Source organism: Enterococcus sp. AZ163 (genome assembly GCF_050498925.1).
GTDB classification, from domain to species: domain Bacteria; phylum Bacillota; class Bacilli; order Lactobacillales; family Enterococcaceae; genus Enterococcus_A; species Enterococcus_A ferrettii.
This window is the reverse complement of record NZ_JBIPAO010000001.1, coordinates 2,088,450-2,101,186: the sequence shown is the minus strand read 5'-3', so window position 1 is coordinate 2,101,186 and position 12,737 is coordinate 2,088,450. Positions and strand designations below refer to the sequence as shown.

The 12,737-nt window shown below is 38.6% G+C and carries 14 protein-coding genes, 1 tRNA gene and 1 other annotated feature; of the genes, 1 reads left to right on the top strand and 14 read right to left on the bottom strand.

Features of this window, described 5'->3' with window-relative positions; genetic code table 11:
* Nucleotides 1–101 precede the first annotated feature (101 nt).
* From IGI46_RS09945 to IGI46_RS09895, 11 genes are all read right to left on the bottom strand, one after another.
* Entirely contained in the window at nt 102–962 is an 861-nt protein-coding gene (locus IGI46_RS09945; RefSeq protein WP_207704392.1) for a ketose-bisphosphate aldolase, read from the bottom strand.
* On the bottom strand, nt 962–2,365 hold the full coding sequence (locus IGI46_RS09940) for a PTS fructose transporter subunit IIC (RefSeq protein ID WP_429963124.1): 1,404 nt from the start codon (nt 2,363–2,365) through the stop codon (nt 962–964). Before IGI46_RS09940 ends, IGI46_RS09945 begins: the two co-directional genes overlap by 1 nt.
* A gap of 264 nt (nt 2,366–2,629) precedes the next feature.
* Nucleotides 2,630–3,094: a PTS sugar transporter subunit IIA gene (locus tag IGI46_RS09935; protein WP_429963123.1), complete on the bottom strand. Its 465-nt coding sequence runs from the start codon at nt 3,092–3,094 to the stop codon at nt 2,630–2,632.
* 272 nt (nt 3,095–3,366) lie between these two features.
* Nucleotides 3,367–4,215, bottom strand: coding sequence for a MetQ/NlpA family ABC transporter substrate-binding protein (locus IGI46_RS09930; RefSeq protein ID WP_429963122.1), 849 nt, complete (start codon nt 4,213–4,215; stop codon nt 3,367–3,369).
* A 20-nt stretch (nt 4,216–4,235) separates the two neighbouring features.
* Nucleotides 4,236–4,922: an ABC transporter permease subunit gene (locus tag IGI46_RS09925; protein ID WP_207704388.1), complete on the bottom strand. Its 687-nt coding sequence runs from the start codon at nt 4,920–4,922 to the stop codon at nt 4,236–4,238.
* The gene (locus IGI46_RS09920) at nt 4,915–5,949 is read right to left on the bottom strand and encodes a methionine ABC transporter ATP-binding protein (protein ID WP_429963121.1); all 1,035 of its coding nucleotides are present in this window, start codon (nt 5,947–5,949) and stop codon (nt 4,915–4,917) included. The genes IGI46_RS09925 and IGI46_RS09920 overlap by 8 nt, the downstream gene beginning before the upstream one ends.
* A 57-nt stretch (nt 5,950–6,006) precedes the next feature.
* Nucleotides 6,007–6,260, bottom strand: a binding site (T-box leader).
* A 63-nt stretch (nt 6,261–6,323) separates the two neighbouring features.
* Nucleotides 6,324–6,656, bottom strand: a complete 333-nt coding sequence (locus tag IGI46_RS09915) for a glycine cleavage system protein H (RefSeq protein WP_429963120.1) — start codon at nt 6,654–6,656, stop codon at nt 6,324–6,326.
* A 1-nt stretch (nt 6,657) separates the two neighbouring features.
* Nucleotides 6,658–7,014 carry a Spx/MgsR family RNA polymerase-binding regulatory protein gene (locus IGI46_RS09910; protein WP_207704385.1) on the bottom strand — a complete coding sequence of 119 codons (357 nt, stop codon included), beginning with the start codon at nt 7,012–7,014 and terminating at the stop codon, nt 6,658–6,660.
* Nucleotides 7,007–8,200 (bottom strand): FtsW/RodA/SpoVE family cell cycle protein, encoded by a 1,194-nt coding sequence (locus tag IGI46_RS09905; protein WP_429963119.1) that lies wholly within the window; start codon nt 8,198–8,200, stop codon nt 7,007–7,009. Before IGI46_RS09905 ends, IGI46_RS09910 begins: the two co-directional genes overlap by 8 nt.
* Before the next feature lie 88 nt (nt 8,201–8,288).
* Nucleotides 8,289–8,921 (bottom strand): DUF1361 domain-containing protein, encoded by a 633-nt coding sequence (locus IGI46_RS09900; protein WP_429963118.1) that lies wholly within the window; start codon nt 8,919–8,921, stop codon nt 8,289–8,291.
* Between the two features lie 185 nt (nt 8,922–9,106).
* A tRNA-Thr gene (locus IGI46_RS09895) sits at nt 9,107–9,179 on the bottom strand.
* A gap of 135 nt (nt 9,180–9,314) precedes the next feature.
* On the opposite strand from IGI46_RS09895, the gene IGI46_RS09890 reads away from it, so the two are divergent.
* A complete protein-coding gene (locus IGI46_RS09890) occupies nt 9,315–9,554 on the top strand; it encodes a hypothetical protein (RefSeq protein WP_207704382.1) in 240 nt (79 codons plus the stop codon).
* A 24-nt stretch (nt 9,555–9,578) separates the two neighbouring features.
* On the opposite strand, the gene upp is transcribed toward IGI46_RS09890, so the two are convergent.
* From upp to IGI46_RS09875, 3 genes are all read right to left on the bottom strand, one after another.
* Nucleotides 9,579–10,208: a uracil phosphoribosyltransferase gene (gene upp, locus IGI46_RS09885; protein WP_207704381.1), complete on the bottom strand. Its 630-nt coding sequence runs from the start codon at nt 10,206–10,208 to the stop codon at nt 9,579–9,581.
* Nucleotides 10,209–10,278: 70 nt separating this feature from the next.
* Entirely contained in the window at nt 10,279–11,517 is a 1,239-nt protein-coding gene (gene glyA / locus IGI46_RS09880; RefSeq protein WP_429964950.1) for a serine hydroxymethyltransferase, read from the bottom strand.
* A gap of 70 nt (nt 11,518–11,587) precedes the next feature.
* Nucleotides 11,588–12,601 (bottom strand): L-threonylcarbamoyladenylate synthase, encoded by a 1,014-nt coding sequence (locus IGI46_RS09875; RefSeq protein WP_429963117.1) that lies wholly within the window; start codon nt 12,599–12,601, stop codon nt 11,588–11,590.
* Between the last annotated feature and the right edge of the window lie 136 nt (nt 12,602–12,737).

Sequence of the window (12,737 nt, the reverse complement as noted above, 5' to 3'; positions counted from 1 at the left end):
ATTTCTCCTTCATCATAGTGGTTATTTCAATTTTAGCGTTAAGTGAAAAAAAAAGACAACCCTTTTTATTTTAAATAAAGGGTTGTCGATAGAAAGATTCGTTAATACAAATCAGCTTTGCCAATGGTTTGAAGCACGGCCATTTTATGGCGTACAACAGCTTTTACTTTTTCATTTGCTTCTGGGAAAACATCTCCTGGTTCCAGCATATAAGGATTCTCTGTTAGAATTTCTCGCAAAGCGTCAAAGAAAACACTTTTTAAATCCGAACTTAAATTTACTTTAGCTACTCCATATTTTACAGCTTCACTTACTTCCGAATCTGGATTTCCTGAACCACCATGAAGAACAAAAGGAATCTCAATTCGTTTGTTTAACTCTTTAAGCAATTCAATATTCAGCTTAGGTGTCATATTTTTGGGGTAAAGTCCGTGAGCCGTCCCAATTGCAACAGCCAATGTGTCAATTCCTGTTTCTCTTACAAAGGTCTCCGCCTGATCCGGATCAGTGTAAATAATATTGGCTGAACCACCTTCCGCTGAACCATTGTTACCAATTGTTCCAAGCTCCGCTTCTACCGAGACGTTTACACTATGCGCCAAATCGACGACTTGTTTAGTTATAGCTGAGTTGTCCTCATATGATTGAGCTGAAGCATCAATCATCACTGAGGTGTATCCATTACGGATCGCTCGCATAACATCCTTGATAGTACCGCCATGGTCCATATGAATTACTACAGGAACACTGCTGTTGTGTGCATACTCTCGAACTGCGGCTACGAATTCATTATTTAAATAAGCGATTTCGTCAGGATGAATTTCTAAGATAACTGGCGCATTTTGAACCTCAGCTTCTTCCATAATCGCCTTCATCATATCGTAACTACAAATGTTAAATGCAGGTACTGCAAACTTATTTTCTAGGGCAACAGCTAGTAAATCCTTCATTGTATACAACATTACACTTCCACCTCGTTAGTTAATTTTTCTTCTGGTTCTTCCATTGGTACAGTTTTCTTTAACAATCCGATTAATAAAGCAGTTACGACTGTTCCTGCCACCAAAGCCAAAAAGTACATCGGCAGATTATTCATTACATTAGGAATCAGCATTACCCAAATACCGCCATGAGGAGCCATTGAAGTTACACCAGCAGACATGGAAATACCCGCAGCCGTAGCTGAGCCTAGCATAAGACTTGGAATGACACGAAAAGGGTCGGCTACTGCAAAGGGAATTGCTCCTTCGGTAATATAAGAAGCACCCAATATCCAGCATGATTGTCCAGAGGTCCGTTCTTCTTTAGTAAATTTGTCCTTGAATATAATCGTCGCTAAGGCCAATCCTAAAGGTGGTGTCATTCCTGCTGCCATACAAGCAGCGATCGGTGCATTAACCCCCGCCGACATTAGGCCAATTGAAAAGGTTGAGATAGACTTGTTAATCGGACCTCCCATGTCTGCGGCCATCATAACACCAATTAACAGACCAAACAGTAGTCCAGAAGTATTACCAAGTCCATTTAACCAAGCAGTCAATCCATTCAAGACCCAAGCAATAGGCTGATCAATTAGAAATACCATTGCTAATCCGATTACTAGGATAGAAACTAAAGGAACAACAATTAGTTGATAGATAGCTGCAAACTGTTTTTTAACAGAAACCTTGTTAGCTATAAGGTTAGTTACATAACCAGCTAATAGTCCACCAATCATCCCACCTAAAAAGCCCGAACCACCGTTTGCTGCAAGTAAACCAGCGACAATCCCTGGAGCAAACCCCGGCTTTCCAGCTATCGAGCTTGCAATTCCAGCTCCTAATGCAGGTACCATCATGGCAAATGCTGCGCCTCCACCGATAGTTGAAAGCGCACCTGCCAGCACATTATAATCAGCTGACTTAGGATCTGAAGCAGTAATGCCAAATGCAAAACTTAGAGCAATAATAATTCCGCCAGCAATGACAAATGGCAGCATATAATTGACACCGTTCATAAAGTGATTATAAATTCCGGCTTTTTGTTGGTTGGCTTCGACTTTTTCCGTTGAAGAGATCCGCATGGTTCCTTGATTGCTTAACGCTTCTTCGATAACTATCTCCGGCTCTTTGATGGCTCTGCCAGTTGAAACTCGTTTGACCTCTCTACCAACAAATCTAGACATATCAATATTCTTATCAACAGCAACAATAATTGCATCTGCGTCTTCAATCTCCGCTTTTGTCAATTCATTCTCAACTTTGGCTCCTTGAGTTTCAAACTTCGCCTGATGCCCCAAACTAGCAGCGGTTAATTCTAACTTTTCCGCTGACATATACGTATGGGCGATTCCTGTGGGACAAGCGGTAATTCCTACGATTTTCATAATAATTCCTCCCATTTTCTTATGGTAATGCAGAATCAATCTAATAGAATCCCTTTAAAATTCGTTAATGACAAATACCTTTTGACCTTCTCCTATAGCTAAATATGATTAAGTCCCTTACACCAAGCACTATTGAACTGTAGTAGCTATTCCATCGTGCTTCTTTGCTAAGCTTTTCTTTCTAAACAATGTGTATTTTCAAGTGCGTAAACTTTTTAGTTAGAATTCCCCATAGAATTATTTAAGTTGTTTTTCTTGACTAATTTAATAAGCAGTTTTAGCTTTGTTCTCGATGATGCTCACAATTTCTTTTGAGTCAGCAGCAGCCTTCAATCGGTTTCTAAACTCCTTATTCATCAGTTTTCGTGACAAATTACTCAAAATATCTAAATGCATGGTAGAATCCTTTTTAGGAACCAAAATAGCAAATACACATTCAACAGGCTGATCATCAAGCCCACGGTAATCTGTCATGCTACCCCCGTGAATGAAACACACAGTCGGTTTTAAAACATGCTTGCTTTTGGCATGCGGAATTCCAAACCCATCCTCGATTCCAGTTGACATTTCAGCCTCTCGGTTATATAAATCCTTTACAATCTTTTTAGCCTTAGTGGCCCGACCATTCTTTTCTAACACTTGTCCAATTCGCTCAAACAAGTCTTCCTTTGAACGAATTGACTCATCAAAAATAACTAAATCATTCATCATCATCCTAGATAGATCCATTAAAACTACCTCCCCACTAGTTATGTTAACGGTTTCTTTTATCTGTGATTACTATAGCATCGCTATTTAAATCGTTCAATGCTTTGACTGTTTTTAGGTAAACAAGTCTTTTACAGCTCTTTTAGCTCAAATCCAATGAACGATATCATTCATCTATGTTTTGTTTTTTTAAACAAATAAAAAGTTGAAATGATTTTTACAGGCCAAATAAAAAAACACCCTTGACTGTTAGATCACTCTAACTTGCCAAGGGTGCTTAATCACTTTGTCTCTTAATTATTTACTGGTTTTACGGAACCATCCCATTTTTCAAGAATCCAATCCTGTACATCTTTACTATGCAGAACTTCTAATAATTTTTGGATACGTTCGTCATCTTTATCTTCTGAACGAGTAGCAACAATGTTTACATATGGTGAATTGTCACTTTCCAATAAAACAGAATCCTTAATTGGATTTAGACCCGCACCATATGCAAAGTTGGCATTGATTGCAACTAAATCCCCTTCGTCATTGTTGTAGGTAGAGGCCAATAATTCTGGGTTTACTTCATAATTAAATTTTAGATTTTTAGGATTATCCTTAATATCATCAAAAGTTGCGGTCTCGATGTCTACTCCATCCTTCACTGTAACTAAATCCGCTGCTTCCAAAATAGAAATAACACGGCCCCAATCAGATTCAGAATTTGAACAAATAACTGTCGATCCATCTTTCAAATCTTTGATGTCAGTAATTTTTTTAGAGTACAAGCCCATTGGTTCAATATGAATCGCTCCTACATCGGCAAAATCATAATCATTTTCTGCTACTGCTTTTTCATAGAAAGGCCTGTGCTGGAAGTAGTTGGCGTCTAATTCACCTTCAGCTAATGACTTGTTAGGTAAAATATAGTCATCAAATTTCTTTATTTCCAAATCAATTCCTTCTTTTTCCAATAGCGGCTTAACATGTTCTAAAATTTCTGCATGAGGAGTCGGTGATGCTCCCACAACTAATGTTTTGTTGCTCTTATCATTTCCGTTACTGCCATCCGTTGTATTATTGCTTCCACCACCACAAGCTGCTAAACCAACTGTCACTAACGCAATTGCTGCTAAACCTAATAATTTCTTTTTCATTTCATTTTCCTCCAATATTTTTATCGTTTATCCGTTTTCTTCGCTAAGAAGTCGCCAACTCCTTGAACGATAAACACAATAATTAATATGATAACTGTCGCTAAAAGAGTTACGGTATAGTTGCCTCGTTGATACCCTTCTTGCCACGCTAACGCACCTAACCCACCTGCACCAATCGCACCGGCCATAGCAGTGAAACCGATCATGGTAATAGTTGTAACCGTGATCCCTGAAATCAAGGCAGGCAAGCTTTCTGGAATAAGCACTTTATAAATAATTTCCAAGTAGCTAGCTCCCATTGAGTCTGCAGCTTCCAGCACACCACTATCCACTTCACGAAAAGCAATTTCTACTAAGCGAGCATAAAATGGTGCTGCTGAAAGAACTAGCGCTGGAATTGCTGCCTTGGCCCCTAGCATTGTCCCGACTAACAATTTGGTAAATGGAATAATCAGTACCATTAAGATCATAAATGGTGTGGATCGAAAAATATTACCGATAATAGAAACAATCCCGTATAACAAACTTTTCCCGTTCGTTTTATTTCTGCCCAGTGTATAGAGAGCTAATCCTAAGAGCAAACCAATAATGAACACTAATATCATGGAAGTGATTGTCATAAACAATGTATCGATAATGGCTTGGCGGAATGTTTCTGGATCAAGCTGATCAAAATTCAAATAAGTTTCACTAAAACTTTTATCCACGATGAATCACCTCCACATCTACCTGTTGGCTGCGAATAAATGCAAGTGCTTGGTCAACTTCTTTTTCGTCACCTGTCACTTGAACAGTTAATGTACCAAACGAATTACCATCAGCGCGTTCAATATTCCCATAAACAATACTTATATCCACTTGAAATTTTCGAATTGCTTGAGAAACCACTGGTTCTCCAGCATTATTTTCCACAAAGTGTAAAGTAACTAAAGTACCTTGAGGATTTTCTTTAAGAAATTCTTTAACTAACTCTGTAGAATCTGCCTTTGGTTCTAGCTCTTGTTGAACAAACAGCTTGGTTACTTCCTGTTGCGGATGCCGGAAGACATCCTTAACCAATCCTTCTTCAACAATTTTTCCTTGTTCCATTACAGCAACTTTATTACAAATCTTTCGAATAACATTCATTTCATGCGTAATCAGCACAATTGTTAACCCTAATTTTTCATTGATATCTGCTAGTAAATCTAAAACTTCTTCTGTTGTTTGAGGATCTAACGCACTGGTTGCTTCATCACAAAGTAAGATGTCGGGATCATTGGCTAAAGCTCGGGCTATCCCTACACGCTGTTTTTGCCCCCCAGATAACTGGGCAGGATAAGCATCTCCTCGACCTTCAAGTCCCACCAGCTTCAACAACTCTTCAGATTTTTGTTTTCTTTGTTCTTTCGCTACACCAGCTAATTCTAAGGGCAATTGGATATTTTCTCTTACAGTTCGAGACCACAACAAATTAAAATGTTGAAAAATCATCCCAACCTTCTTACGGAAATTACGCAAATCTGCTCCCTGCAGCTTCGCTACATCTTCGCCCTTGATCGTCACTTCACCTTTTGTTGCGTTTTCTAACCCATTTAATAATCGTACCAAAGTACTCTTGCCAGCACCTGAATAACCAACAATGCCATAAACGTCTCGTGGTTCCACTGTTAGATCAACACCATTTACAGCGTATATTTCTCCCCCCTTGCCAGAAAAGGTTTTTTCAACCTGGCGTAATTCGATTAATGCCATCGTTTCTTCCCCCTTTGAAAAAATAAAAAAGCTTCCGTCTTAAATGTACCTGTGTACACTTAGGACGAAAGCTCAACTTTCGTGTTACCACCTATGTTTGTAATAGCCTCACGACAATTACCTCATCCAGTACTTGAACGTGCTCATCCGCATACTGTGGTGCTATAACGGGCACTCCCGTAACTGACTCACTGCTGCTCGTCAATTCTGCTCAAAGACCATCTTCCATCTCATGCTCGTTATCCCTTCTCAGCTTGGTGGGACTCTCTTAAAACGCTTATCAGATGTACTCTTCTTTTCATTGCTTTCTCATATGATATGAGAGGATTATAACAAATTTGAAATTTGTCTGTCAATTCATTTTGCTGTTTTTCTTAAAGTGTTTCGAATTCTTCAATATCTACTTGTCTGAAAGATAGTACCCAAGCATCCAATTCATCTTCTGTACTCAATGCAGCGGGATCCTTTTCAGCCTTTTCATTGATCGAAGAAACTACACCTGTTACCGGACTTTTGAATTCACTCACTGCTTTTTCCGCTTCAACTTCTAAAAATGGTTCGCCAGCTTTTACCATTTGACCAATTTTTGGAAAAGAGACAAATGAAACTTCGCCTAATTCATCTTGCACTTCTTTTGTTAATCCCATACAAAAATCCTTATCATTGTGCAAAACCCATAATCCATCTTTTTTCTTTAAATGTGTCATTTTATTTAAATACTCCTTCATATACGTCTTCATTGAAACCATTAATCAAAAACTTTCCGTCTTTGACAATCATCGGCCGTTTGATCAACATGCCGTCGCTAGACAATATACGACTTGCTTCTTGAATCGTCAAGTCATTTATTTGATCCTTAAGATTTAGTTCACGATATTTCATACCACTTGTATTAAAAAAGCGACGTAAAGGCAAATCTGATGCTTCAATCAAAACTTCAAGTTCTTCCGCTGAAGGAGTCTGCGTAATCAAATCAATTACTTCAAAATCAACATCTTGCTGAGTCAACCATGCTTTGGCCTTCTTACAAGTTGAACATTTAGCATATTCATAAAACTTATACACGACGAGTCCTCCTATTTTCCAGCTTCTTCGCAGTTTGATAGCGCATTGACAAAATCAGACCAATCCCCATCATATTCCCTAAAATAGATGAGCCTCCTTGGCTGATGAACGGCAACGGGATACCTGTTAAAGGCAGCAATCCTATATTCGCACCAATATTTTCAAATACGTGGAACAAAATCATCATAATAATACCTGTTGCGATATAAGCGTAGAATTCATTATTCATATCAAAGCATACACGAATCATGCGATAAATCAATATGAAATACAATAGAATCACAAATGCTCCACCAATAAAACCAAAGTTCTCGCCAATAACACTAAAAATCATATCCGATTCACGAACTGGCACATAAACGTTGCTCACATTGTAGCCTGTTCCAAACATTCCACCGGAGCCAATGGCCATCAGAGCATGAGCCAATTGAAAACTTTGCCCCTGCGGATCATGAAACGGATCCAACCAGGAATCAATCCGGGCAAATTGATAGCTTTTGAATCCAACATGCGTCAACAATTCTCGACCAAAATCCGTTGTTACTAATAAAATGATGGACGTTCCTAACACAGCTACAATTAAAATACTTGGAACCACAATCAACCAAGAAATGCCGGACATTAAAAACATTCCTGCAAAAATCGCCAAGAAAACCAGCATCGTCCCGAAGTCTTTTTGCATCATTACTAGCACTAGTACAGGAATGGTGACTAAGAACAGCTTACCGATTAAAAAAAGATCAGTCTTCAATGTACGAAGGTGGTTTTTCAAATTGTGTTGAGTAATAATCAGTGCCATCATTAAAATATAGGCAACTTTCATCAATTCAGAAGGCTGGAAGGTCATTGTACCAACTCTAAACCAGTTTTTTGAGCCAGTTGAGTTTGCCAACTCTGGATCAAAATATCGCAGCAATGCCAACATTACTGCTAAACCAATAACATACAAGAACGGCGTTATCCGCCATAACCACTTTGCATCCAAATGCATAATAATTACTACTACTAAAGCACCCAATGCATACCATAGACCTTGCATAGCGATGCCGCGAAAAATATTTGGATCTCTCGGGTCGTGTGTCAACGCCACATAGAGGGAAAGTAAACCAACTAGACAAAGTAGGAAAACCGGTAAGATAACTCCGTAATCAATACGATTGTCTTTATTTCTTTTTAGCGTATCCATATCTCATCCCTTTTCCAACAATATACTTGCTTATTATAGACGCTTCTTGTCATAAATAAAAGTCAGCTCAGCTGACTTTGTAAAAAATTTAGTCTTCTTTTTTGTTTTGTATAACTTCCTTCAGTAATAGCCAAATCACCAGCTGGATTATAATAAATACAAGAACAAATTGCAGCTTTCCTGTTCCCCAGTTCCCTAATAATAAATTCAATGTCGACAAGGGATGGATGATTAAATCTATAGAATGGATACGGTCAAATCGTCCGATGTAAATAGCAAGTGCCGTCAAAGCTGCTAAAATAGTCAGATAAAACCAAAAATATTTTTTACTGTTTGATAATTGGTTTATCACCTGTATAGCCTGACTCATACCCACAGTGACCATAATTAAGATCGGCACAACTAACAAAAGAAACAGCAGCCAATCCTTAGGAATATTTTGAAATAAGCCTCCACTTTGATAGATATTTAGTACTTCTAAGTGCAGCAAATCAGTCAACAAATAAGGGATGTTGGGAAAAAATAGGAGCCAAAAGCCTCCAAAAACATATTTCCATTTTGTATGCATACGTATTACTAAATTGCCAAATTCAATTGGCAGCCATGCTAAAAAAATATTTAAAGACATAAATGAAAATGGATTAGCAAAAACGGTCATAGCAATCATATAGGCCAAAATAACTAATCGATAAATAGCCGGTTTACTTAGCATCACTTTCATTAGTAAAGTCCTCTCTAATTAGTTAAACAATGGCGTAAACAAAGTCGATAACCCTGTAAAAAGGATTATCGACTAATTTTGATTGAAGCAATTACGCAACAACTATTTATTCTTTTGTGAAAAACCATAGAAAATCGTCGTCATTATTCAAGCGAAAAGACTAATATGACGGCGTTTTCCGCATATGCCAGCTGCAGGGATCGAACCTGTGACCTGCGCGTTACGAGTGCGCTGCTCTACCAACTGAGCTAAGCTGGCTCAATGAATACAACTGAAATTATAGAAAACTTTTAACAAAATGTAAAGCCCAAACTTCTTCGAAAAGCGGTTACATGAAAATTTCTAAAAAAAGTGGTATAATTAAGGGGTACAAGAAAAGGGGGAATTTTTTACATGGCAACATTTGGTAAAATGATAACGCAGATTGACCCTTCAGAAGCAGGAAAAGATTTTCCTGTTGAGACACACGTAATGTTCACTATTCGCAATCAACCTCAAACGGGTGTTATTACAAAGCAGCTAAAAAACGCTGCTGTAGTGGAGTTAGATGAAAATGCCAAAAACGGTGAATTAATCAATCACTCCAATGGGGTTGTAGTAATTAACTATAAACAAATGAAAAAAATTCAGTGATCCTTAAAGGATCACTGAATTTTTTTATTTAGTGCCAAATAACCTGTCACCCGCATCGCCCAAACCAGGAACGATATAGCCGTGTTCGTTTAAATGATCGTCTAAGGAAGCAGTATAAATATCCACATCAGGATGCGCTTCTTGCAATGCTTTCACACCTTCTGGAGCTGCTACTAAACAAACAAACTTCATATTTGAAGCTCCACGTTTTTTCAAAGAATCAATCGCCATGATGGCTGACCCGCCAGTTGCCAGCATTGGGTCAACAATAAATAATTGACGACTGTCAATATCATCAGGCATTTTGAAGAAATATTCATGAGGCTCCAATGTTTCTTCATCACGAAACATACCGATATGGCCAACTTTAGCAGCAGGAATCAATTCTAGAATTCCATCAACCATCCCAATTCCAGCACGCAGAATCGGAACAATGGCTACTTTTTTACCTGACAATGTTTTTTGAACTGATTTTTCAATTGGTGTTTCAATTTCAATATCCTCTAAAGGCATATCGCGTGATACTTCATAAGCCATTAAATTGGCAATTTCACCAACTACCTCACGAAATACCTTTGTTCCACATTCCTTGTCCCGGATAATAGTCAATTTGTGTTGAATTAATGGATGATCAATTACTTGAAACTTTCCCATAATGAATAGCTCCTCATCTATAATTTACTCTTATTATAAGGTAATCTTTGCTTAAAAACTAGTCATAATGCTAGTCAATAATTGGATGTTTATCAGTTAACTCCAAAACAGCTGCTTTTACTGCATCCAAACGGCTTTCGTCACCTTTTGAACGCAAGGTTTCAACAATGAGCTCAGCAATTTTCTTTACATCCTCTTCTTTGAATCCACGGCTGGTAATGGCCGGTGTGCCGATACGAATACCACTTGTTTGGAAAGGACTCTTCGTTTCGAATGGAATCGAGTTTTTATTAACAGTAATATGAACCGAATCCAGCAAGTGTTCTGCCTCTTTACCAGTCATTTCAAACTCAGTAACATCTACTAAAATTAGATGGTTATCACTGCCACCAGAAATTACACGACTTTCTGGTGCCTGGTTAAAGACCTTCACCATCGCTTGAATATTTTCCAAAACTTGTTTTGAATAGTCTTTGAAATCATCTGACATAGCTTCTTTCAAAGCAATCGCTTTAGCAGCTATTACGTGTTCTAATGGTCCACCTTGAATACCAGGGAAGACTGCACTATTGATTTTTTTAGCCAAATCTTCATCATTGGTCAAAATCAATCCGCCTCTTGGACCGCGTAAAGTTTTGTGTGTCGTCGTCGTTACCACGTCAGCATAAGGAACAGGACTTGGATGCAATCCAGCAGCTACTAGACCAGCAATATGCGCCATATCAACCATTAATTTTGCTCCTACCTCGTCGGCAATTTCACGAAAACGAGCAAAATCAATCGTCCGGCTATAAGCACTTGCACCTGCAATAATCAGTTTAGGCTGATGTTTACGCGCTAAAATACGCACAACTTCATAATCAATAACTTCAGTTGATGGATCGACGCCATAAGCAACAAAATGATAAGTTTTCCCGCTAAAGTTTACAGGAGAGCCATGTGTTAAGTGTCCGCCAGCTGCCAAATCCATTCCCAAAACAGTATCACCAGCTTCGATCAATGAAAGGTAAGCAGCTTGATTCGCCTGTGAACCAGAATGTGGTTGAACATTAGCAAATTTTGCTCCAAATAACTCTTTAGCTCGATCAATCGCTAGATTTTCCACGATATCAACAAATTCGCAGCCTCCGTAATATCGACGTCCAGGATAACCTTCTGCATACTTATTCGTTAAAATACTGCCTTGTGCTGCACGAACCGCTCCAGAAACAATGTTCTCAGAAGCAATCAGCTCCAAATTGTTTTGCTGCCTTTGCGTTTCTTTCTCTATGGCTTCCCATAAATCGGGATCTAATGCTTGATAATTCAAATCCATCCTCACCTTTCCTGATTGTTGTATCTAGTATACGAAAAGATTACTACATAATCGAATGTTTTGGCTAATTTTTGTCAAAATAATTTTGAGCAGCGGCTTTTTTCAGCCGATTCATATATGCTGCACCTAATTCGTTTTCCGTAAAAACCTGAGCCAAAATCACATCACTGCCATCAGCTTCATCTAGCGCCCGCAACCCACTATATAACCCGTGAGTTGCTGCTTCAACAGTATCATCCATGAATACATAACGGTCAGCAACCTGATATTTAGCTGCAATTGAGGGTCCTGCCAGTAATGCCATTCTTTTTCGATTTTTCTGTCCCCATTTAATTGCTTGGTCCCAATCTTCGTCTTTAACCATTAAGACTGGAGTATCTGGCGCATAGTGTTTATACTTCATGCCCGGTGCCTTAGGCGTCTCGCTTTCCTTGACTAGATGTTTATCTAGGAATATTTTTGTTTGGAGCACTTTCTCCAATTTTTCTTTGGTAACAGCTCCTGGACGTAAAATGACTGGGGTTTCTCCACTTAAGTCCAATACGGTGGATTCCACACCAATTTGTGTTGCACCGTCATCTAAAATCCCAGCTATTTTCCCTTTTAGGTCATGAAAAACATGCTCTGCAGTTGTAGGACTAGGTTTACCAGAGGTATTTGCACTAGGCCCCACCAGTGGTGCTTCAGTCTTTTGGATCAATTCGAGTGTTTTTTTATTGTCGGGCATTCGAAAGGCAGCTGTGGATAAACCGCCAGTTACTATAGGACTCAGACTGTTTTTTTTAATTGGAAAAATTAAAGTTAATGGACCTGGCCAAAAATACTGTACAATTTTTTCGGTCAGAGGATGATACTTTTCCACAAATGGTTTTGTCATCTCAAAATCAGCAACATGAACAATCAAAGGATTATCACTGGGACGTCCCTTGACCTGAAATACCTGCTTGACAGATTCCGGCAAAAGCGCATCAGCTCCCAATCCATAGACCGTTTCTGTTGGAAAAGCTACTAATGCCCCGTTCTTCAACAGTTTTGCTGCATAGTCCAATTCTTCTGATTGAAATATTTTTGTTTCCACAGTTTATCCACAGCTCCCTTTTTCTTTTTTCCTACTCTATCAAGCGTTCTATTATGACTATCCACGAACTGTGGAAATGAGTTTTGTCAAGTGTGTATAACTCTGTTGATAACTTTTCGGCTGCTCGATTACTTGG